The sequence below is a fragment of the Trichocoleus sp. DQ-A1 genome, assembly GCF_039961955.1.
Classification (GTDB): Bacteria; Cyanobacteriota; Cyanobacteriia; order Cyanobacteriales; family FACHB-T130; genus FACHB-T130.
The window spans coordinates 67,953-90,446 of sequence record NZ_JAMPKE010000010.1; the positions used below are offsets into that span (position 1 = coordinate 67,953).

Here is a 22,494-nt window from a genome sequence, read left to right on the forward strand (position 1 = left end):
AAGCAGCAACTTGACCGCGTGGTAGGTTGGAAGGAAGACTGTAAAAGCATCCTTTCCCCATGCGATCGCCTCAACCTCGAAAACAATTTGCTCAACACTGGCTGCGGAGTGACAAGGCGCTCAATCAAATTGTCGCCGCAGCGGAGTTATCCACCAGCGACGAGTCGCCTGGGGGCGATCGCTCCGCTTCACGGGTCTTAGAAATTGGCCCCGGCACCGGCATCCTGACTCGTCGCTTATTACCTTTAGCTCAATCTGTTGTTGCGGTTGAAATTGACCGCGATTTATGTCAACTGCTGGCTAAACAATTAGGTAAAGTTGATAATTTTTTACTTTTGCAAGGCGATTTCCTTTCATTCGACTTAGACGCTCAACTTGCTCCTTTTGCAGCCTTCCAATATCCCAATAAAGTTGTTGCCAATATTCCTTACAACATCACCGGCCCGATTCTGGAAAAGTTGTTAGGTACAATTGCCCAGCCAGCCGCTAAACCGTTTGATTCCATCGTGCTGCTGGTGCAAAAAGAAGTCGCACAAAGGCTTTATGCCAAACCAGGTACGAAACATTTTGGGGCATTAACCGTGCGGGTGCAGTATTTGGCAGAGTGCGAATTAATCTGTATTGTGCCAGCGGGAGCCTTTTATCCGCCGCCCAAAGTAGATTCAGCGGTAGTGCGGCTGCGTCCGCGATTGATAGAACCGCCCGCCCAGAATCCCAAGCACCTAGAGAATTTAGTTAAACTCGGCTTTGCCGAAAAGCGCAAAATGTTGCGAAATAATTTGAAAAGTGTGGTTGAGCGCGATCGCCTCACCCAAATACTGGAACAATTAGAAGTAAACCCTCAAGCCCGCGCCGAAGACTTGGGCCTTACCCAGTGGGTTGCTTTGAGTAATTTGCTCAAGCCTAACGACTAAAGTTGCGGCTACACAAACTCTTGTCAGGATGGTGCGCGGACTGAAAAGATCGCTTGTTTGACTAAGCCTGCTCTCGTCAAACTTGGTTTATGTAGCCCCAGTATGAGAGCCTGTGGGCATATATCTACAAAACCCTAATGCGTTCCTATACCCTGATTTCCCCAGCCAAAATTAATCTGTATCTGGAAATTATCAGCGATCGCCCAGATGGTTATCACGAACTGGCGATGGTGCTGCAAAGTGTTGGTCTGACCGACCAAATTGATTTGCGATCGCTTAGCACTGAATCCATCCAAGTTCACTGCGATCATCCCCTAGTACCGTCAGACAAAACCAACCTTGCCTACCGCGCAGCAGAGTTGATGGCGGCAGAATTTCCCCAAGCTTTTGCCCAGTACGGCGGTGTCGAGATTAACATCAACAAACGAATCCCCGTGGGGGCAGGGTTAGCAGGGGGATCTAGCAATGCTGCTGCTGTTTTAATGGGAATCGATTTGCTGTGGCATCTAGGACTCACTCAGTCGGAATTGCAAGAACTGGCAGCAAAAATTGGCTCAGATGTCCCCTTTTGCATCGCGGGGGGGACAGCGCTGGCAACTGGGCGAGGCGAACAACTCTCTCCCCTCCCTAATTTGGAGCATCCCTGGGTGGTATTGGGCAAATACCGCAACCTTGCGGTATCTACACCCTGGGCTTATCAAACTTACCGGCAGAAGTATATCAGTACCTACGTTTCTGACGCTGATAGTTTAGAGGCTCGCAGACAACGGGTACATTCTGGATCGATGGTTAACGCCATCTTCAAGAAAGATCAGGTGAAAATCGGTCAATTACTGCACAATGACTTAGAAAAAGTCGTATTGCCGGAGTATCCCCAAGTGCTGCGACTGCGGGAAGCGTTCTATGAAGCGGGGGTCTTGGGGGCAATGATGTCGGGATCGGGGCCAACCGTGTTTGCTCTCTCAGAATCAGAAGCCAAAGCACAACAAGTACAGCAGCACGTAAGAAAGTCAATCCCCGAACCCAATTTAGATTTGTGGGTAGCACCGTTTACCACCGCTGGGATTCGGGTTGTTGCCCATTGATTGCGCTAAATATTCACTACCCCCTAATTGCGAATCGCTCAATTAATCTATGAATAATCCGAACACTACAGATAACCCACCAGCCCCAGTCCAAACGCCCACGAGTCCTCTACGCTGTTTGAGTGGTGCGTCGATCGCAGGAGCAATGGCAACAGGTTGTTATTTCCTCACCAATTCAATTGCTCAAAGCTTTGCTGCCAAGCCCATCCACTCGGATAATGTAACGACCATCAATATTGCGATCGCTGTTCGCACCCTCGTGGTGGGCGTCAGCACGCTGGCAACCTCTATCTTTGCCTTAGTGGCTGTTGGTCTAGTTGCCTTAGCGATCCAAATCGCCTTTCAACGCTTGACGAATCGGACGCCTCCACCCAGTCAAAATTAGAATTCTTATCTAATTACTTTCAGGGCAAAGCGAGATACCCGTCGAGAGCTTTAGCATCCCAAAAGTCGGGTGGGCATTTTTATCTTGAGACAAATGGAATGAATCGGGGAAGCTTGCCGATGGTGGGTGCTAGCTTCCCAATTTTCCGCGCCGTTAGCGAACTAGAGCAATCCGATTTGAGCGGTGAGCCAGCCTATCAGATCCCAGACTTCTCTCCCGAAGTCTGGGATCTGACCTTTCCGAGTTATTTAGAACTGCTATGCCTAATCAGATGAGCAACTACTAGGGAAATTGTAATACTCATTACAATTTCGCACTGTCAAAAAGACTTGTCTTGGCAATTTTTTCTGATGCGGCTTTCTTGCCCATCACCGCCACAAACTCCTATTTTAAGGCAAGATGAGCTTGATTCTAGCTAACTTAGCTCGCATCTCCCGAAAGTCATTAAAAAGAATCAGTAAAAATGCCGATGACTGGTACGCCAAATTACCTGGAAATTAGAATTTAGGACTCAGCAACCAGTGTAAATTTTTCAAGAAGAATTATGAAGAATAGATGAAGTATGCAAATAAGTAATCACTCTAAAAAGACGGTTTTTAGCCTTTTCAACAGACTCGACAGTAACTTTCAAGACAAACTATGCTTCTGATTTCGTCGCAAATCTTGCTAACTTTATCTTTTCTTTAAAATCTCTGTTTAGAGCTGCGTAGAAATAGCAGATGATAGTCATAGAGAGGTTCGCTCCAAAAACTAGGATTAAAATACTCCTGGTTGAGCGAGGAGCATTACCGGCTGCAAAGATAAACCCGGTATTCCTGCTCTGCGGTGCCTGAGTTGCTTTTTTAGAAACCTATATTCAAGCAGCTACCATCAAGCTTACGTGTAATCAAACGGTGCATACTTATGACTGTCTCCCCTTGCCAGATAATCACAGCGAAGAACCAAGTGTGGCTTCCGGAAATCAAAGAGCCAGCAGAACTCATTGAGCAACTTTTGGCAATCGGGACAGCGCTTTCGAGCAGTCATAATTTAAAAGAATTACTGAATCTGATTTTATCGAAGAGTCGGGAAATTACTTGTAGTGATGCGGGGAGTGTTTATTTAGTAGAGCGAAGTAGTGCCACTCCCAAGTTAGTGTTTAAGGTCGCGCAAAATGATTCTCAATGCAGCGATTCCTTTCAAGAGTTTTTGATGCCATTGACTCCCAAAAGTCTGGCAGGGTATGTGGCGCTGACAGGTGAAAGCTTAAATTTGCCGGATGCTTATAATTTACCCCTGGAAGTTCCCTATCAGTTGGATCGCAGTTTTGACAGCTCGATTCCTTACCATACTCGCTCCGTCTTAGTGCTACCCATGCAAGACGGTGAAGGGGAAATTATTGGGGTGCTTCAGCTAATTAATCGCAAGGTTAATCGTGATGCGATTGTCACGCCTGAAAATGTGCTGAATGTTACCCAACCTTATTCTGCTTGGGAAGAGCGCGTTGTGCGCTCGCTTGCTTCTCAGGCGGCGATCTCGATCGAACGCAATCAGCTGCAAGAAAGTATTGAAAATCTATTTGAGGGCTTTGTTAGAGCTTCTGTCCAAATTATTGAAACACGAGATCCCACAACATCCGGGCATTCCGAACGAGTTGCCGACTTAGTGGTGCGTCTCTCGCAAGAAGCCAGTACAATTACCACGGGATCGCTGCGGTCAATTTATTTTAACGAACGCCAAATCCAAGAAATTCGCTACGCTGCACTGTTACATGACTTTGGCAAAGTCAGTACACCCGAAGCCATTCTGGGGAAGCAGAAAAAACTCTACCCATCCCAGATAGAGGTGATTCGTAACCGCTTTGCTGTGGCGCAGCGAACGCTGGAAATGGAATGCGCCCAGACTAAATTTAAGTATTTACTGGAGCATCCCAGCCATCAACATAAAGATTCGGAAATTGTCTGTTCCCACTGCCAACAGCTACAACAATTAGATAGTCAGTTAGAGGATGCGATCGCGCAACTCAATGAATATTGGCATCTCCTACTAGAGGCGAACGAACCCCACATTCTCGCCCAAGAGCTTCCAGAACGGCTCCAAGAGCTGTCTGGTTACACTTATCAAGATGTGGATGGACAGATCAAGCCTCTCCTCTCACCGACAGAGATTGCTCAGCTAATGGTGCCACAAGGCAACCTGACAACCGAAGAGCGTTTAATCATCCAAGCGCACGTCACGCACACTTTTGAGTTTCTCAACCGGATACCCTGGACGAAACACCTCAAAGATGTTCCCGCGATCGCCGCAGGGCATCACGAAAAACTCGATGGGAGTGGCTACCCTCAAGGCTTGAAACAGGAAGCGATTCCAATTCAGTCTCAGATATTGACAATTGCGGATATTTATGATGCTCTTACAGCAAGCGATCGCCCCTATAAGCGCCGCTTGCCCGTAGAAACTGCCCTGAAAATCCTCAAAGCAGAAGCCGCCCAAAACAAAATCAACAGCGACCTCGTTACCCTGTTTGAGCAACGCCAAGTTTTCGCTGCTTTGGGACATTCCCTCTCAGTTCCAGCTCCTTCAGCCGCCTGATTCCGTAGGATAGCCATTTAAGGTTGAAATGGTGGATCGGATTAAAACGTTAAATTTTAACCGACCAACGTTTTAAAGTATCAACATTTCAACCCTCGACTGAGTATCAGCCGTCCTTCGATTAGCACTTTGCAATTCTTATCTTTCACCCAACTTTTCCCCATCCATTCCCCAGCCTTTCCACAAAGGCGTTCAACTTTTTCCACAGGTTCTCTGACCTTTTCCACAGGGTTGAACACTCGGATCGGGTTTTGCTGTTCTATTGGGGATTTTTCTAAAAGACAGTAACTCAGCCGAGAGCAACCGAGTTTTTGTAAAGATAAGTAACAAAAATCCGCCTACAGAGCTGATTAACTCGTGCATATTTTTTAGACATACCCCGGCCTGTAATATTTCGCAGCATTGACAACCCTACCCCCTCTCAGCAGACAATGATGCGACGGTCAGTGTGATTGGCAACTGCAAAACTGACCCTTGTAAGGGCATGGGGCTGTTGCGCCCTTACCCATAGACAACGCAAAGGAATTCTATGAACACAAATATCAGTATCTTGGCAGAAATTCCCGAAGACCTACACGAATCTCTCAAAGATTACCTGGAAACTCATCCCGATTGGGATCAAGACCGGGTATTTGCCGCAGCGCTGTCGCTGTTCTTGCTGCAAAATGGTAATGGCAGCACCCCAGAAGCTTCGCACAGTTATCGCAAAGCAGCACGGGTCTATCTGGAAACTCTCTTCCAGCACTCAGTTTGAGAAATTGCTCTGTTACCCTTACAAAAACTTGTTGATCTTACAGAGTTTGACCGTAGAGGACACGATTGATGGCTTATTTCTGGTTTAAGGCTTTTCACATTGTCGGCTTTGTGGTTTGGTTTGCAGGCTTGTTCTACCTGGTACGTTTATTTATCTATCACGTAGAGGCTTCGGAGCAGCCAGAACCTGCCCAAACGATTCTGAAGAATCAGTATCAGATTATGGAAAAACGCCTTTACAGCATCATCACGACACCGGGCATGATTGTGACGGTAGCGATGGCAATTGGTTTAGTAAGTACTGAGACTGAAGTGCTACGAGAGAGTTGGTTGCATATCAAACTCAGTCTGGTGGCTGTTTTGATTGGCTACCACCATTACTGTGGTCGTCTCATCAAACAGTTAGCCGAAGACCGATGCACCTGGAATAGTCAGCAGTTACGCGCTTTGAATGAAGCGCCGACGTTACTTTTAGTGGTGATTGTTTTGCTGGCTGTGTTTAAAAATAGCCTGCCTACAGACATTACCACTTGGCTCGTTGTTGGGCTGATTGTGACGATGGCAGCGACCATTCAGCTTTATGCGAAAAAGCGCAAGCGAGATCAAGAAAAACTCATGGCTTCTGTTCCCCAAGAAGAGGCTCAACAAGTAATCTGACGAAGTTAGCGATCGCTTCTTAATTCGCTTGACCCAGGTTAGTGGTTACTAATCATCGACAATTGATAATGGACAATCAAAAAATGACCACTGACAACGGAAAGGCAACCTCTACTCTAGTGATTCCCCAGCTAATCGTTGGTCTGGGGAATCCAGAACCCAAGTACGAGAAGACGCGACACAATATCGGGTTTGAAGTGATTGATGCCTTAGCGCGTTCCTGGCAAATTTCCAAGAGTGAAAATCGCAAGTTCCAGGGGGAGTTTGGGGAGGGACGCGGATTACACGGAGACAAGGTGCGGTTACTCAAACCCCTTACCTATATGAATCTCTCCGGACAGGCAATTCGCGCGGTGACGGATTGGTATAAATTGCCGCCAGAGTCTGTCCTAGTAATTTATGACGATATGGATTTGCCGCTGGGAAAGATTCGCTTGCGTCTTTCTGGTTCGGCTGGGGGACATAATGGGATGAAGTCTGCGATCGCTCATCTCGGTACTCAAAATTTCCCTCGATTGCGGATTGGCATCGGTAAAACCAAAGTAGAACAGGACACGGTTTCCCACGTCTTGGGTCGGTTTTCCCCTGATGAAAGTAAAGCTTTGTCTGATGTCATGCAACTCGTGGTTGAGGCGGTGGAGTTGAGCCTCAAACAAGGAGTTGAGAAATCCATGAGTCTTTACAATAGCCGTAGTGTTATGGCAAATAAAGAATCTAAAGAAGCGCCCTAGCTGATGCTGTAGTGGTAGCACGCCAGGGCAACTCACTTTTGTTACCCAAAACGTCTTTTTTTGCGGCGGGCAGCAGTTGCCTTGCGCTTGCGCTTTTCTATGGGAGTTTCAAAATGCCGCCGATATCTAAAATCTGCTAAGATTCCAGCCTTGGATACTTGCCGTTTGAAGCGGCGCAAAGCTGATTCTATTCCCTCATTTTCGCCTAAAACCACTTGGGTCATTCTTGATGATTCCTCTGTATAGGTGATTAAGTTGCTTTTCGGGTGTGAACTTAATCCACGATCGATGGCTTCGCTTGAGCGATCGCAGCTTTCGTTCATTCCTCCTGCGATTGGAGCAGGGGCAAGGGTTATGACCATGTCCCTACTGCCGTTTTCGGTGTGTTTCGGGTAAAGACTTGGCTGCCGAGTCTCTAGTGCCCTACTCACCTCCAGACCCTTTGCGTACTGGAGTTGTACAGACCCAATATCGCTTCTGTACAAAGCTTTTTGCTTATTGTTTTTCCCGACGAGTGCGATTAGCCTACCAACGTACTCAGTCTCGAACTTCCAGGAGCAGCCCTACCTTATTCAGTCGCTCTGAGTACCTGAGATGACTCCAGCCAAACGACGGGCGAGCAGCACACTTAAGCTACCCTAAGCATTGATTGTACCATGCGCCACCCAGCATCTTACGACTAACCTGGTCTGGTGTAGTCGTAAGATGCTGGGCGCATTTTTACTCAATTTTGACCAACTAACACTGCTAGTCCCTAACCGAAATCAAGCAGAGAATTACAGGCAATCGATCTTTGCTGTTATTCCAATCTCAAGTTGACATGATTAAGCCACTAGCTCAATAGCGCCGGGAAGAGAAATTTCCTCCTCCTCCTTGACCGCTCCTGCTTCCTGGACTGCGACTCCCACCCCTATCTTCACGGGGTTTGGCTTTATTTACTTTCAGGGTGCGACCCATCCACTCTGCTCCATCGAGGGCTTCAATTGCAGCTTCCTCTTCAGCATCCGTTCCCATTTCCACAAATCCAAAGCCACGCATCCGCCCCGTTTCTCGATCTGTAGGCAGCTGAACTCGTTTAACGGTTCCGTACTCTGTAAAAACAGATGTGAGATCGTCTTGCGTAACTTCGTAGGATAGGTTTCCTACATATATCGACACGGAAATATCTCCACCATTCAATATTTTCAAGCTCCAGTTTCGGAGAGCTATTTGCCCACACAGTAGAGATAAACTTGCTGCGCGAGTAACAAAGCTTACATCCGATTCTGATTCACGAGCAAGATTTTAGCATAAAATTTATTTTCTGCATCGAACCGTTCCTAACTTTTCATTAAGCAGGCGTACAAAATCAGGGGAAAACTGTTTTTCACCAGCAGCAGAAGTCGGATTTCTTCGTCTGTCTACCCTCCTTGCGCCCCCGCGAACCCCCTCAATTCCTCCACTAAGGGAAGGAGGCTTAGGGGGTTAGGGATTGTATTTGAGCTAACTGTTACCATTTCACTTTTGTGAGGCTACACATCAGCTTTCCTGAACCCCTGCTGAATTCGGGGCAATAGACAGATGAAATGTAGTGGTAATTGGAAAAACTAGAAAAGTAAAAAATAATGCCTCTTGCCTTCGTTGGGGCAATCAGCGGCAATTCCTGATAATATTTAGCTCATAATATTTGGCTCAAGCAGGAAACATCAGCATCCCCAAAGTGTAGGCTTAAAGCTACATTCAGATTTTCCAGAGATTTGATTAACCACGGCACACCATCTCTGGCATAAGACTCGTAGTGGTTAAAAAGAATTGAAAATCGCTTTTCCAAGTAGGGCTTGACCTTGCGGCACAGCAGCACTATTTTCAAAAGCAAGCCGGTTGTGAATGTCGCCCCCAAATTCGTAATCAGATCGACGAAGACATAGTGATTCGGTCGCTGCGGACTTTCTACCACTAAAAAGTTCAACAATTGACTACAAGTTCGGACAATCAAGAATTCGCTAGGTCTTTGGGAATCGCTATTCGGGAGAGTGTTTTTTAGCTGGGCATACAAGCGCTCGTTAAACTGACGTTTACCAAATTCTGGGTCAATGGAAGCGGTCAGATATTCGTATAAATCCCATTTAAAAGCTCTGTAGGAAGGTGTTTGGCTAGTGTGGGTGAGGAAGCGCTGTGATAAATCTCGGTAGGTGTGGGAGCCTTCTACTTTGCCGTAAAATTGTTTGAGAGCAACACCCAGTTCGCGATCGCTCAATAACGTTGGATTCGTCACCGGCTGGATAATTCGTTCGCGTTGACTGGGGCAAGTCTGACGCGACACTTGGGCACGCCGTACTTGGTAAGTCACGTACTGAGACAAATCGACTTCAAATCCCCGCTGAATTCGGGATTGAATTTGCCGAACTGTTTGCTGATGCTCGTAAGAACTGTCTTCACTCAACAGGCAATGTTCATATAGGTAGGGATACCGGCGAATTAAGCTTCCTAAAGGCTTAGAGTCATTGCCAGCTGCCTCTGCGGCTTGACTCATCACCTGGGCTAGCCGTCGCAGGGTCAGATATTGCTCCGTCTGGTTGAACATCCTTACCAGTTCCCGCAAACGTCTGGCTCCGCGAGAGCGAACCGTTCCCATGACCGGAGGCGTCTGGAATATTTCTACCAAATCCGGGATGGACGCTTGGAGATTGGGGTGCATCTGCCAGCGATTGATCAGAATATGGCAGCACCGATTAAGAATAAACCGGAATTCCTGCTCAGCCTGCTTAGAAGTCGTAATTCTCTCCAGCGCCATCCAGATTTTTGGCTCTGAATACCCCACGCCATCCATGAACAGCTGGCGAAATCGCTCAATCATCCGACTGGGTGATTCATGTTGAACCCAGTAAAGCAAATGATCGTAAAGCTGCTGCTCTTCAGTGCTAGTGTGTCGGTGATAACAGTCTGTCCAGGTTGTCACTTCAATGCCCCCCTACGTACGCACGCTAGGGCTGAGTTTATATCAGTTCGGTTGATTCGGTTTATTTCTATTGCAACTGTCGTGTAGTAGACGCTTGAATCGATGCACCCTAAATATCACCCTGATAAGGGGGCTATTTTCTATACTCCTATAATCGGAGAAAGATTACCCCAAATAGAGCATATCTTGGTTGATTCTTCAAATGGTTCCGCAAATATGCGGCAAAATTGTGAAGTTTCGATGAAGTAGAAATACGAATGCCGCAGAGCATCAATTATTCACTTCGCGCATCTACCTCTAAAGTAGTGGGACAAGATAGCGGATTATGTGATGGAAATCACTGCTCAAAATGCATCTTTTGTTCTAACGCTTTGCGTAGTGCATGATAAGGATGAATCTTCTTGAATGAACATAAGCCTCATGCCTTGTCACGTCCTCCTCTCTCAAATAGCCCAAATCATAGGGGCGAAATCAATCAATCTATCTGACGCCGAATTAGCAGGATATGTTGCAGGAATTACAACTGACACCCGTAGCCTGAAGCCGGGGGAAATTTTTGTGGCACTACGGGGAGACAAGTTTGATGGGCATGAGTTTGTGGAAACTGCTCTAGAAAAAGGAGCGATCGCAGCCATTACTGACCACCCATTGTCGGGATCTCTTCCACATTTGTGCCTAGAAGACACCTTGAAAGCATATCAGACGATCGCTCATTGGTGGCGCTTGCAGTTCGATATCCCTGTAATCGGTATAACCGGCTCGGTAGGTAAAACCACTACCAAAGAATTAATTGCAGCAGTTTTGTCAACAAAGGGCGACATTCTTAAAACTCAGGCTAACTACAACAACGAAATTGGTGTTCCCAAAACACTATTAGAACTTTCACCAATGCATAACTATGCTGTTATTGAAATGGCAATGCGTGCTAGGGGTGAAATTGCCCTATTAACACAAATTGCACAACCTTCTGTAGCGGTAATTACGAATGTGGGAACCGCGCATATCGGGCGGTTGGGTTCGGAGGAAGCGATCGCCCAAGCGAAATGCGAATTACTCGCGGAAATGCCTTCCAATAGCATCGCTGTTCTGAATCACGACAACCGCTTGTTAATGGAAACTGCGGCAACAGTTTGGCAAGGGCAAACCATTACCTACGGCTTGGAAGGGGGAGATTTACGCGGGGAATTGATTGATAACGAGACATTGTGCGTCGAAGGGGTGCATCTGCCGTTACCGCTACCGGGGCGTCATAATGCATCTAATTTTCTGGCAGCCTTGGCAGTAGCTAAAGTTCTCCAGGTTGACTGGAAATTGTTAACCGCCGGTTTGTCGGTAAATCTCCCATCTGGGAGGGCGCAGCGCTACGATTTGCCCAACGATGTTGCCATTTTGGATGAAACCTACAATGCTGGGCTAGAGTCAATGCTGGCGGCGCTGCAATTGTTGGCACAAACGCCAGGAAAAAGGCATATTGCGGTTCTGGGGACGATGAAGGAATTGGGAGAGCGATCGCCCCAATTCCACTTCGCAGTTGGAGAAGCGGCGCGGCGGTTGAATCTAGACGCTTTGCTGGTGCTGGTAGATGACAAAGAAGCCGAAGCGATCGCTCTGGGTGCTGCCCCTTTACCTGCTGAGTGCTTTTCGACGCATCAGGCTGTGGTAGAGCGTTTGAAAGAAATGGTGCAAGAAGGCGATCGCATCCTTTTCAAAGCCTCCCATTCAGTAGCCTTAAGCCGAGTTGTCAATCAACTTCGCACCGAATTAACTGACTAATTATTTCAAATTCCCAATACCCCGTAGAGGCACCTCTACGGGGTGTCCACACCAAACAAGAAGTCACCCCAAAATGGCTAAGAAATTAGACCAAATCCTTGTGGTTGATATTGAATCAACTTGCTGGCAAGGAAATCCACCCGCTGGACAAGAAAACGAAATCATCGAAATTGGGATTTGTCCAATTGATATCGCTACGGGAGAGCGCTTGGAAAAAGAAAGTATTCTCGTGAAACCCGAACGTTCCCAAGTTAGTCAATTTTGCACCAATCTAACCACATTAACTCAAGCACAAGTTAATCTAGGAATTTCTTTTGAATCAGCCTGTTCAATTTTAAAGAAAAAATATTTATCAAAAGATAGAGTTTGGGCAAGCTACGGCGACTACGACCGACGACAATTTGAAAAACAATGCCAATCTCGCCATATCAGTTATCCTTTCGGAACCCGACATATAAATATCAAAACTCTTTTTGGGATTATTCATGCCATGCCAAATGAAATTGGCATGGATAAGGCATTAGAATTACTGAATCTTCCCCTTGAAGGAACTCACCATAGAGGAGGAGATGATGCTTGGAATATAGCCGGTATTTTATCGATATTAATATTACAAAAAAGAATAAATGTAACACTAGGTGCAAGTTGAAAACTTAAACTCACCCATTCGTTATGCCCGCTGAAACACCAACACCCACATTACTTCCATCGATTCTCTTAGGTTCAGCAGAGGCTGATAGCGAGTTGCGCTTCTTGGAGCTTAGCTTGGAAGTATCTGAAGTTTAGCATCACAAAAGTTAAATAGTATTAGTATAAGTTAGCTGAAAATAAAATTGGGGCAACAACCTGTGGGGAAATATTATCAATAACTGCAATAATACTCATCTTGTTCCCCATAAAATAATTTGTTTTATATTTATTAATTGAAAAAAATCGCAAATATAATGAACGCTTTCTAGAGAGGATATTCCCTGCTGACCCCAGCTAGACCAATTAAATAAAAGTAGATAGAATCTAGAAGCATTTTTTTTTATTGTCTTAGTAGTCCTGAGTCCTTAGTCAAGAGGTAGTAGGTAATAAGTGGTCATCCTTACCAACTACCCACCACCCATGACCCACTACCCACTATCCATGAGCAAGAAAACTATTTGCCTAGTTTTAACTTTGTTTCTGGTGGCCTGCGGTGCAACCGGAAGCAAGATTACACCTACACCTGAGGCTGGAAAAGCCGGAACTTTTAAAGTAGCAATGCTTTTTCCTGGCCCTATAAATGACAAAGGTTGGAATCAATCAGGTTACGAAGGGCTGAAATTGATTGAAAAAGAACTTGGGGCTGAGGTGGCTTATACTGCTAGCGTTCCTGAAGCTGATGGTGAGAAACTTTTTCGTCAATATGCCCAAAAAAGTTTTGATTTCCTCATCAGTCATGGTGATGAATATCGCGACGCCGCCGAAACAGTTGCCAAAGATTTTCCCCGCACTAAATTTGCCCTCATGAGCAGTTATGCCGGTAACAATAAAAACGTGGGTGCTTTGGCGTTTCGGAGTGGGGAAGTGGGTTATCTAACTGGGGTCGTTGCCGGACTCAAAACCAAAACTAAAAAAGTTGCCTTTATTGGCGGTCAAGCATATCCAGTGATGGAAGAAGAGGCTATCTTATTTAAACGGGGTGTCCGGGCAACGAAACTGGACAGTACAGTTTCTATCAAGTGGCTTAACAGTTGGTCAGATGCGGACAAAGCTAGAAAAATTGCCCAAGAGCAAGTAGCAGCAGGAACTGATGTTTTAGTCGTTGATGCCGATAGAGCCAATATAGGTGTTATTAAAGTAGCTGCCCAAAGTAAGGGCGTTTACGTTATCAGCTGGAGACATGCCACCAATGAGATTGAAAATCAGCACAAACTGGCTCCAAAGACGATTGTTACCAGCGTTATCCAGCAGGTGCCTATGTTAATGCTGGAGGGAGCAACTTTGGTACAACAGGGGCGATGGGAAGGCAAGCAATACAAGTTTGGGCTGCTAGAGGAAGTCCAAGATTTAGCTCCTTTTTATGGCTCGTTAACTCCAGAGCAAGAAGCTTTCGTCGCTTCTGTTAAGCAAGAGATCGTCACTGGCAAAATAGATGTTTCACCCTAGAGGCAATTTACATCGCTTCTGTAGGGTTTTTAAACAATTGCGAATCAGCGGGTGCAACTTTCTGAGCTAGGAGGCACGATGAACAAAAGAAATCGCAACAGTGCTTCGCATCAAGCTAATACAGGTATAAATTTACCTTTATCTTGGCTTTCTTCAATTGCAAATCAGCTGAGATACGGTCTGGTCTTGCTAGTCATTTCAACACTATTGCTCACTTCGGGAATTTTAATCTATCTAAGCTTTCAAGCTCAATTGCAACAAGTAGAAATTGCCCAACAAGAGCGCAGTCATGCGGCTGCTGGGGAAATCAATGCTTACTTGGATGACTTGCAGCGGAAACTAAGCTATTTAGCGAGAGTGCAAGGATTGACCGATCTTTCGCCTGAGATTCAAGATAGATTTCTGGAAGCGTTAACCCGCCACAATAGTGCTTATGAAACAGTGGCAATTTTTAATAATAAGGGTAATATTGTTTCTTCCTCTTCGCCTTATGGTAAAGCAATTTTCTATCAAGAAGAAGCTTTTACATCATTTTTACAAGCTTTTAGACAACAGGAAGATTTTGTCAGCCCTGTTAGAATTGACCCTAAGACTCACTTGCAGACGGTCATCTTAGCTGTGCCCATTCGCAATCAACAGGATGAAATTAATGGCGTTTTAATGGCTTGGATCAATTTAAAGTTTCTCTGGAATGTTCTCTCTCACACCAAAGTAGGGAAGACGGGTTATGCTTATGCGATCGATAATCGCAATTATTTAATTGCTGAGAAAGGAAAATCTCCTGAAAATTTTAATCTGAAAGACCTCTCAGACTACCCATTCATCCAAAAATTAACTAAATTAAATGGTGCAAAACGGCTGACTACTTATCAAGGTTTGCGAGGTGTTGAGGTAGTGGGAGCCATTTCTACCATCCGGACTGGGCGCTGGAAGGTGGTGGTAGAACTACCCACCGTTGAAGCCTACGCTCCGGTGCGAAAAATGCTTTTGGTGATGGGGATAGCATTGAGCGTGGCGATGCTAGTGGCGATTGAGCTGGGTTGGTTCTTCTCCCGGCAAATTGTATTACCTTTGCAGCGTTTAACAAAAGCAGCAGCCCAAATTAGTGGGGGAAATCTAGATACGGAAGTCACAGTTAGACAAGGCAATGAATTGGGGGTATTAGCGACCACTTTTAATAAAATGACGTCTCAATTGCGGGGACTCATTAAAGATTTGAGGAAGGAGCGAAATTTTGTTTCTGCCATCCTTGATACGGCTGGTGCTTTAGTGGTAGTTCTCGATTGCCAAGGACGAATCATCCGTTTTAATCGAGCTTGCGAGAGAACAACTCAATATTCATTTGAAGAAGTCAAGAACAAGTATTTCTGGGATTTATTTATAATTCCGGAGGAATTGGAACCCGTCAAAACTATCTTTAAAGCTCTTCAATCAGGGAAATTTCCTAAGACTTATGAAAACTACTGGGTAACGAAAGATGGAAGCCGAAGACCGATTGCTTGGTCGAATACGGTTCTCGTCGATGCCGATAGCTCAGTTAATTACATTATCAGTATTGGGATAGATATCACCGAACGAAAACGAGCGGAAGAGGCTCTGACGCGAAGTGAGGAATTATATCGCACGCTTGCAAGAAACTTTCCGAACGGCGCAGTTTTCTTATTCGATCAAGACCTCCGTTACACGATTGCTGAAGGTACAGGATTAGCTGCGATTGGTCTTTCTAAAGAGTTGTTAGAAGGAAAGATGCTTTGGGAGACATTACCTCGTGAAACTTGTGAATTGTTAGAGCCGACTTATCGGGCAGCGCTGGCAGGAAAAGCCACTGTTATTGAAGTTCCTTACAATAATTCGTCTGATAGCGATCGCGCTGCTTCCCGGATCTATCTTTTGCACGCACTTCCCGTCAAAAATGAGGGCGGAGAAATTTTTGCGGCAATGGTGATGACGCAAGACATTACCGATTGGAAGCAAGCAGAGGAGAAACTACGCCAAGAAAGAGACTTTAACACCACGATTGTTCAAACTTCTCCAGCTTTTTTTGTGGCTATCAATCCGGATGGCACCGTCAGGATGATGAATGACGCAATGCTTCACGCTCTTGGTTATACCTTTGAGGAGGTTTTAGGAACTGATTATCTTTCGACTTTTATTCCCCAAAGCGATCGCGCAATCGTTTCTGAAGTCTTTGAGCATGTCATCCAACTACAGCAACTGCCTCAAAGGCACAACTACGTGCTTACCAAACAAGGCGAAAAACTGCTAGTAGAATGGCACGGAAAGTCGGTTGCGAAAGAAAATGGGGAACTTGACTTTTTCTTTGGGTTAGGAATTGATATTACCGAGCGCCAGCGTGCAGAAGAGGCGCTGTTACTCTCGGCGGAGCGCGATCGCTTGTCGGGCGCGATGGCACTCCGGATTCGACAATCACTCGATATTCAGCAAATTCTAGATACTACTGTGATAGAAGTCCGAAATTTTCTCTTAGCAGATCGGGTTTTTATCAGTCGTATTTATAGCAATTTTGAGGTGGTTGCGGAATCGGTCGCTCCCCCTTGGCGACCTGTTTTGGGATGGAGTCCCACAGATGAAGAACATATGCAACAAATCAGAGCGATGTTTGAGAATAAAACTATCCACGTTGTCAAAGATACTTCTCAAATAGAGCTTTCTTCAGCCATTTCTCAAGATTTTTCCAATTATCACATCAAAGCTTATCTGGCTGTACCGATTCTTCTGAACGACGAGCCGTGGGGAATCCTGATGGTCGATCAATGTACAACCCCGCGTGACTGGAAACAATTGGAAATTGATTTGCTTTCATCGCTGTCAACTCAAGTGACGATCGCCATTCAGCAAGCAAAACTCTATCAACAAGTACAGGATCTCAATGCTAGTTTGGAACGTCAAGTTGAGACGCGCACTGCCCAACTTATTCAAAAAATGGAGGAACTCAAAGAGCTGAACGAACTCAAAGATGAGTTTCTTCATGCAGTTTCTCACGATCTTCGCACGCCGATTATGGGAATGTCCTTGGTAGTGAATAACTTGTTGAATAAGCCAGGAGACACGATTCCGATTCCTCGCTCAATTTTAGAGCGGATGATTCAGAGTAGCGATCGCCAACTGGGTTTAATCAACTCTCTCCTCGAAGCGCATTCCAGCGAAGTTCGCGGTGTTGTCCTCCAATATGAGTTTGTAGAATTGAGTACGTTGATTCAAGCGATCGCAGAAGATTTAGAACCACTGCTAACAAAACATCAAGCGTCGCTGATCAATCGAGTTCCCGACGATTTACCGGGCGTGACAGCCGATCCATTGCAGCTGAGGCGAGTTTTTGAAAATTTGCTCACCAATGCCCTGAACCATAACCCACCCGGACTTCGCATCACCTTAGAAGCCACCGTGGAAGAAGAGATGATCCATTGCACCGTTGCTGATAACGGCATCGGGATGACTCCAGAAGCGTGCGATCGCCTTTTCGATCGTTATGTTCGAGGAAATCGCGCCCGTTCTGCTGGCATCGGTCTAGGGTTATATCTTTGTCGGCAAATCATCACCGCTCATGGGGGACAAATTGGTGCCATTAGCGCCCCCAGAACTGGAGCAACTTTCTGGTTCACATTACCTTTAGCAACCTCACCAGAGGCAGAAAAAGCTGGTTAGTTCATCGTCATTATTGCGTTACCACTGACTAATGACCGATCGCTAAAAATCACCCAATCGGGTGAGTCACCTGCACGAAGGCGATCGCCAGTGCTTATTGTAACTTGGAATAAGACTGAATAATACTGAAAATGAAGGGTGAGTGCAATGTTGAAAAAGAAATTCTTGGCTCAGAGAACTCAATCACGTGCTGCTCATCAATCAGTTTTTCAGTGTCATCCCATATCTAGGAAGGACATGGTTTCTGATTTAAATTATTTACAAGCTTTACGGGCTTGCTGTCGAGATGAAGCAGCTTTTGAACAGTTAAAGCTGCTCCTGAATTTGGAGGAAGAAAGTGTTGAAGAAATAGTCAGCCAAACTCAAACACAAGTCGATTCAGATTTTCAGTTCCCAACTGTCACCCATTCCTGGGAAAATCTTTTACCCGCAGAAATTTCCCTGGCACAAAGTGACTCAACACTTGAAAAAGTGGCAGCAAATAAGCTGGGAATTATTTTTCAGCTTCTCAATTGTGATGATTCTCGCTGGTTACTATTTGCCCATTCCGGTTGCCAAGAATTCTTAGAATTAGCATCTTATTCAGCTTATACAGACCCACCTCTGCTATGGAACCTGATCCATCCAGACGATCGGGAAGCTTATGAACAATCATTAGTTATTTCGGCAGCGAATCTTCAACCTTGGATATGGGAAGGTCGTGTGATTACCAAATCGGGCAACCTCAAGTGGATGCAAACTGCGGCTCGACCTATTTTGCAAGGAAATAATGACATTTATTGGAATGGTTTACTGATAGATATTACCGAGCGCAAGACTCGCGAAGAGGCACTCTTGCTTTCGGAAGAAAAGTTTTCTATAGCGTTTCGTTATAGCCCTGATGCTATGAGTATTACAACCTTCAATGAGGGGCGTTATATTGATGTCAATGATAGCTATCTCCGCCTTAGTAATTATAAAAAAGAAGAAGTTATTGGTTGTACCTCACTTGAAATCAATGCCTGGGTGAATCCAGAAGATCGCATTAGGATGCAACAGATGTTGCGGGAACAGGGAGCGATTCACAACCAGGAATTTGAGTTTCGCAAGAAGTCTGGCGAGGTAGGAATCTATTTATTTTCAGCAGAAATTGTCAACATTAATGGCGAATCATGCTTAGTTTCTGTAAGGAGTGATATTACTGAGAGCAAAGCTGCTGAAGCTTTGGTTCGCGCCACCGCAGAACGCGATCGCTTGCTCTACGAGATTGCCTTGCGGATTAGGCGATCGCTCGATTTGAATGAAATTCTCAACACCACAGTTGAAGAAGTTAGGCAGTTTTTGCACGCGGATCGCGTGTTTATCAGTTACTTTGATGAAAAGGGGCAAGGTACAACCGTAGCAGAGTCGGTAGATCCTAATTTTCCGTCAATTTTGGGTTGGGTTACGGAGAACATTGCTTACAAAGAAGTTCAACAAATATTTGAACTCGATCGCATCCGAGTTGTCAACGATACAACAAAAGTAGAAAAATCTGCATTTATCGCTGAATACCACAATCGATATCAAGTCAAAGCTGGCATCGGTGTCCCAATTATGCTAGGAGACAAACTTTATGGCATCTTAATTGCCAATCAATGCTCTGCACCACGGGAGTGGCAGCAGTATGAAATTGACTTGCTCGATCAACTGGGAGTACAGGTAGCGATCGCAATTCAGCAATCTTCTCTCTTCCAACAAGTACAAACGCTAAATGCTAATCTAGAACGCCAAGTAGAAGAACGTACCGCTCAGCTACAGCAGAAAATGCAGGAACTGCAAGAGCTGAACCGGATTAAAGACGTTGTTTTACATACAGTTTCTCACGATCTTCGCACCTCGGTTCAGGGCACTATCATGGTGTTAAATAATTTGCTCGGATCGCCAGAAGAAAAAGTGACCATTCCTCGCTCTCTTGTAGAGCGAATGATCCAAGGCAACGAACGCCAACTGAGCATGATTAAGTCATTAATCGAAACCAATACTAACGAAAATAGAGGGATTGTTCTTCAGCGAGAGTTAGTTCAATTAAATACATTGGTTCCGGCGATTCTCCGAGACTTGCAACCCATGCTGGCGGAAAATCAAGCAACTATCAAAAATATGATGGCGGCCAATTTACCGTTAGTCATGGTCGATCCGTATCAGAGTCAGCGGGTTTTTGAAAACCTATTCACCTATGCTTTAAAACAAAATCCGCCTGGATTGAAATTGACTCTAAAAGCTAAAGTTGATAAGCAGATGATTCGCTTTACCATAGAGGATAATGGTAGAGGAATGAGTCAGCTTGAGTGCGATCGCTTATTCAATCTCTTCGTCCGCGATCCTCAAGCTCGCTGCTCGACTAACATCGGGTTAAAATTGTATCTCTGTCGGCAAATTATTACCGCTCACGGCGGAGAAATTGGAGTGACAAGTCGCCCGAATCGCGGCTCTACTTTCTGGTTTACCTTCCCTTTGGCAACAGCGGAAAGTTAAAACTGCAAAATTAAAAAGTTTAAAGTCTATCTTTTATTTTTAAATTTTTCATAGAGTTACTTGCGATCGCTTCTTCCCCTGTGCCTTACTGGATCTATAGGCAGTAACTCAGCGCAAACATCATGGCAATGCAAGAACTGGCTTCTCGGATTGACACAGTTAAAGTCTACGCTGCCGGTGCCACCGTGACTCGGATTGCTGAGTTACATCTGAACGTTGGGGAACTGCCCGAACACGTTGAGATACCGGAATTGCCTCTGGCGCTAGATGATAGCAGTGTCCGAGTGAGGGTTGAATCTGTAGAGACGCAAAACCCGTCCCCGATTGCCTCAGATGTTCGCATTGGTTTAGCCGTTCCCCCGCCGCAAGAGACACAGAATCCACCCCCGGAGGAGGAATTGCGTGCAGCGATGGCTGAGGTACAACGCATTCAGGACGCGATCGCCCTCATCGAAAAAGAAATTGGCGTCCTCAGTAATCTAAAAGTACCCGATCGCCCCAACGCTCAACCTGGGACAGCACCGCCGCCTTCGCCAATGAACGCTAGACTTGCTTTGGCAAACTTCAGCGAAGAACAAATCCGCGCCCGAATCCAGGAAAAGCGGGAAAATTTGGAAAAATTGCGTCTAGCTCAGGAATATCTTGCCGATTTGCAACAAAAGCAGGCGATCGCTTCCACCGCCAGAAATGCTAGACCTAATGAGCTTCGCAAGACGGTTATTGTCCGTTTGAGTTACGAAGAGTTTACTCCCCCTACCTCTCTTCTACCAGGAGAAGGGCAGAATTCCCCTCCACTTGTAGAAAAGGGGGAATTAGGTTTTTCACGCTTAGTTATCGAATATTTCGTCCCCGGTGCGCGTTGGACACCCACCTATGTTTGCCGTCTAAATAGTGCGGAATCTAGTGCCAGCATTGCCATCAGGGCGTTGATTTGTCAGCGCACAGGTGAAGATTGGTCAGGGGTAAGATTGGAACTTTCTACAGCCGAACCGATGGGTTGGTGTGCGTTACCGGAATTGCCATCGCTGCGGCTAGGACGAGTGCAACCAGCGATGAGAAAATCAGGCTGGCGTCGTCCCCCAATTGGTGCAGAGATTCTTTTTGAGGACTACGATAGCCAGAGACCGACAGCTTTAGCCGCTGTGTCGTCACAAAGCGCGATCGCGAATTTCTTAGACAACGCTCCTTCAGTTCCACCCTTACCCGATCTGACGGCGCAGGATCGCTCTGAAATGTACGCTAGTTATGGGATGGCTATGCCAGCAGCAGCGCCTTGTGCAGACTATATAGAGGAATCACTGGCACCGCAAGTAGAATCCCCTTCCCTAGGAGACCGACTAGCGGCTCACAAAGCACTGAAACGGGCGGCAGCTGCCCCACCAGCAGCACCAGAATTTCTCCAGCGTCGAAGGAGGCAGAACCTGGAGGATACTACAGATGAGAATTCTGTAACCGATTTACTTGCATACGGTCTCATGCGAATGGGCGCAGCAGATGACCGAGCAAAGCGGGGTAAATTGTCGATAGAACAACAGCAGGAAATATATTTAGAAATCCTTCAACGTCAAAAAGTTACGGTTACGTTTAATGTCATGCAGGTCGTGCAACAGGCTTTTGATAACGCCCAAAAATGCCTGTGGATGATGCTTCCTCCCGGTGGTATCCATGTGAGAGACGTTGCAGGTTCCTTCGACTATGCCTATAGCGCTGATGGACGAATTGATGTCCCCTCAGACGGGCAATTTCACTCTGTCGCCCTAACTAGCAACAGTACAGACGTAGATTTACGCTACATCGTCGTTCCCCGCGAAGATACTAACGTCTTCAGAATTGCCCAACTCCGCAACCCCCTACAAGCACCGCTACTCGCTGGCCCTGCGGATGTCTACGTCGATGGCGAGTACATCTTATCTACAAATATTGCCACAGTTCCACCAAAAGCACAGATGGAATTAGGGCTAGGAGTGGAACAAGCCATCAAAGTTGCTCGAAACACCGTTTATGAAGAAGTTCGTTCTGGCGAAACCATCGTCTCCTTCAACGAACTGCGCCACAAAATTAAAATCGATATTAACAACTATCTACCAAGAGTTGCCAAGATTGAAGTACGAGAAAGACTCCCCATTCCCCAAGAAGGAGCAAAAGTAGATATCCATTGCGATCGCGTCTCGCCACCTTGGGAAAAATACGAACAACAAGAACGTAACTCACCCATCAAAGGCGGCTATCGCTGGCAAGTCGAAGTCCCCGCAAAAGAGAAAACTACCCTATCAGTTGATTACATCATTAAAACTTTTGTAGACAGCGAATTGATTGGGGGAAATCGGCGGGAGTCGTAATTTTAATTGAAGATTTGGGCTTACTAAATATATAGCCTAAAGAGAGTAAG

17 protein-coding genes are annotated in these 22,494 nt (G+C 45.8%); 14 read left to right on the forward strand and 3 right to left on the reverse strand.

Annotated features, from left to right (window positions below; translation table 11 throughout):
- Window positions 1–59 precede the first annotated feature (59 nt).
- From rsmA to pth, 8 genes are all read left to right on the forward strand, one after another.
- The gene (gene rsmA / locus NDI33_RS12270) at window positions 60–914 is read left to right on the forward strand and encodes a 16S rRNA (adenine(1518)-N(6)/adenine(1519)-N(6))-dimethyltransferase RsmA (RefSeq protein ID WP_190674874.1); all 855 of its coding nucleotides are present in this window, start codon (window positions 60–62) and stop codon (window positions 912–914) included.
- 137 nt (window positions 915–1,051) lie between these two features.
- Entirely contained in the window at window positions 1,052–1,999 is a 948-nt protein-coding gene (ispE, locus tag NDI33_RS12275) for a 4-(cytidine 5'-diphospho)-2-C-methyl-D-erythritol kinase (protein WP_190432523.1), read from the forward strand.
- 49 nt (window positions 2,000–2,048) lie between these two features.
- Window positions 2,049–2,384 carry a DUF3082 domain-containing protein gene (locus NDI33_RS12280; RefSeq protein ID WP_190411597.1) on the forward strand — a complete coding sequence of 112 codons (336 nt, stop codon included), beginning with the start codon at window positions 2,049–2,051 and terminating at the stop codon, window positions 2,382–2,384.
- 98 nt (window positions 2,385–2,482) lie between these two features.
- Window positions 2,483–2,659, forward strand: coding sequence for a hypothetical protein (locus NDI33_RS12285; protein ID WP_190524055.1), 177 nt, complete (start codon window positions 2,483–2,485; stop codon window positions 2,657–2,659).
- 628 nt (window positions 2,660–3,287) lie between these two features.
- Window positions 3,288–4,955, forward strand: a complete 1,668-nt coding sequence (locus NDI33_RS12290; RefSeq protein ID WP_190674875.1) for an HD family phosphohydrolase — start codon at window positions 3,288–3,290, stop codon at window positions 4,953–4,955.
- Between the two features lie 529 nt (window positions 4,956–5,484).
- Window positions 5,485–5,709: a DUF2811 domain-containing protein gene (locus tag NDI33_RS12295; protein ID WP_190411595.1), complete on the forward strand. Its 225-nt coding sequence runs from the start codon at window positions 5,485–5,487 to the stop codon at window positions 5,707–5,709.
- Window positions 5,710–5,777: 68 nt separating this feature from the next.
- Window positions 5,778–6,365, forward strand: coding sequence for a protoporphyrinogen oxidase HemJ (gene hemJ, locus NDI33_RS12300; RefSeq protein ID WP_190674878.1), 588 nt, complete (start codon window positions 5,778–5,780; stop codon window positions 6,363–6,365).
- A 68-nt stretch (window positions 6,366–6,433) separates the two neighbouring features.
- Entirely contained in the window at window positions 6,434–7,096 is a 663-nt protein-coding gene (gene pth / locus NDI33_RS12305) for an aminoacyl-tRNA hydrolase (RefSeq protein WP_242037719.1), read from the forward strand.
- Between the two features lie 41 nt (window positions 7,097–7,137).
- Here the strand turns inward: pth and rpsU are convergent, their stop codons facing one another.
- From rpsU to NDI33_RS12320, 3 genes are all read right to left on the reverse strand, one after another.
- Complete coding sequence (rpsU, locus tag NDI33_RS12310) at window positions 7,138–7,320, reverse strand: 30S ribosomal protein S21 (RefSeq protein ID WP_190411722.1); 183 nt, start codon at window positions 7,318–7,320, stop codon at window positions 7,138–7,140.
- A gap of 613 nt (window positions 7,321–7,933) precedes the next feature.
- A complete protein-coding gene (locus NDI33_RS12315; RefSeq protein ID WP_190411592.1) occupies window positions 7,934–8,254 on the reverse strand; it encodes an RNA-binding protein in 321 nt (106 codons plus the stop codon).
- 499 nt (window positions 8,255–8,753) lie between these two features.
- The gene (locus NDI33_RS12320; RefSeq protein WP_190411591.1) at window positions 8,754–10,034 is read right to left on the reverse strand and encodes a hypothetical protein; all 1,281 of its coding nucleotides are present in this window, start codon (window positions 10,032–10,034) and stop codon (window positions 8,754–8,756) included.
- Window positions 10,035–10,454: 420 nt separating this feature from the next.
- Between NDI33_RS12320 and murF the strand changes: the two genes are divergently transcribed.
- The 6 genes from murF (at window position 10,455) to NDI33_RS12350 (ending at window position 22,444) form a co-directional block, all read left to right on the forward strand.
- Window positions 10,455–11,807 carry a UDP-N-acetylmuramoyl-tripeptide--D-alanyl-D-alanine ligase gene (murF, locus tag NDI33_RS12325; protein WP_190675101.1) on the forward strand — a complete coding sequence of 451 codons (1,353 nt, stop codon included), beginning with the start codon at window positions 10,455–10,457 and terminating at the stop codon, window positions 11,805–11,807.
- A 73-nt stretch (window positions 11,808–11,880) separates the two neighbouring features.
- Entirely contained in the window at window positions 11,881–12,456 is a 576-nt protein-coding gene (locus NDI33_RS12330) for a 3'-5' exonuclease (protein WP_190674881.1), read from the forward strand.
- A gap of 461 nt (window positions 12,457–12,917) precedes the next feature.
- Window positions 12,918–13,943 carry a BMP family protein gene (locus NDI33_RS12335; RefSeq protein ID WP_190674884.1) on the forward strand — a complete coding sequence of 342 codons (1,026 nt, stop codon included), beginning with the start codon at window positions 12,918–12,920 and terminating at the stop codon, window positions 13,941–13,943.
- A 78-nt stretch (window positions 13,944–14,021) separates the two neighbouring features.
- Window positions 14,022–17,609, forward strand: coding sequence for a PAS domain S-box protein (locus tag NDI33_RS12340; protein ID WP_190674888.1), 3,588 nt, complete (start codon window positions 14,022–14,024; stop codon window positions 17,607–17,609).
- Window positions 17,610–17,846: 237 nt separating this feature from the next.
- Window positions 17,847–20,105, forward strand: coding sequence for a PAS domain S-box protein (locus NDI33_RS12345; protein WP_190674891.1), 2,259 nt, complete (start codon window positions 17,847–17,849; stop codon window positions 20,103–20,105).
- A gap of 122 nt (window positions 20,106–20,227) precedes the next feature.
- A complete protein-coding gene (locus NDI33_RS12350; RefSeq protein WP_190674893.1) occupies window positions 20,228–22,444 on the forward strand; it encodes a DUF4139 domain-containing protein in 2,217 nt (738 codons plus the stop codon).
- Window positions 22,445–22,494: the final 50 nt, after the last annotated feature.

Coding starts and splice junctions, on each gene's coding strand:
- rsmA (WP_190674874.1), top strand. CDS start 60: ATGCGATCGCCTCAACCTCGAAAACAATTTGCTCAACACTGGCTGCGG.
- ispE (WP_190432523.1), top strand. CDS start 1,052: ATGCGTTCCTATACCCTGATTTCCCCAGCCAAAATTAATCTGTATCTG.
- NDI33_RS12280 (WP_190411597.1), top strand. CDS start 2,049: ATGAATAATCCGAACACTACAGATAACCCACCAGCCCCAGTCCAAACG.
- NDI33_RS12285 (WP_190524055.1), top strand. CDS start 2,483: ATGAATCGGGGAAGCTTGCCGATGGTGGGTGCTAGCTTCCCAATTTTC.
- NDI33_RS12290 (WP_190674875.1), top strand. CDS start 3,288: ATGACTGTCTCCCCTTGCCAGATAATCACAGCGAAGAACCAAGTGTGG.
- NDI33_RS12295 (WP_190411595.1), top strand. CDS start 5,485: ATGAACACAAATATCAGTATCTTGGCAGAAATTCCCGAAGACCTACAC.
- hemJ (WP_190674878.1), top strand. CDS start 5,778: ATGGCTTATTTCTGGTTTAAGGCTTTTCACATTGTCGGCTTTGTGGTT.
- pth (WP_242037719.1), top strand. CDS start 6,434: ATGGACAATCAAAAAATGACCACTGACAACGGAAAGGCAACCTCTACT.
- rpsU (WP_190411722.1), bottom strand. CDS start 7,320: ATGACCCAAGTGGTTTTAGGCGAAAATGAGGGAATAGAATCAGCTTTG.
- murF (WP_190675101.1), top strand. CDS start 10,455: ATGCCTTGTCACGTCCTCCTCTCTCAAATAGCCCAAATCATAGGGGCG.
- NDI33_RS12330 (WP_190674881.1), top strand. CDS start 11,881: ATGGCTAAGAAATTAGACCAAATCCTTGTGGTTGATATTGAATCAACT.
- NDI33_RS12335 (WP_190674884.1), top strand. CDS start 12,918: ATGACCCACTACCCACTATCCATGAGCAAGAAAACTATTTGCCTAGTT.
- NDI33_RS12340 (WP_190674888.1), top strand. CDS start 14,022: ATGAACAAAAGAAATCGCAACAGTGCTTCGCATCAAGCTAATACAGGT.
- NDI33_RS12345 (WP_190674891.1), top strand. CDS start 17,847: ATGGTTTCTGATTTAAATTATTTACAAGCTTTACGGGCTTGCTGTCGA.
- NDI33_RS12350 (WP_190674893.1), top strand. CDS start 20,228: ATGGCAATGCAAGAACTGGCTTCTCGGATTGACACAGTTAAAGTCTAC.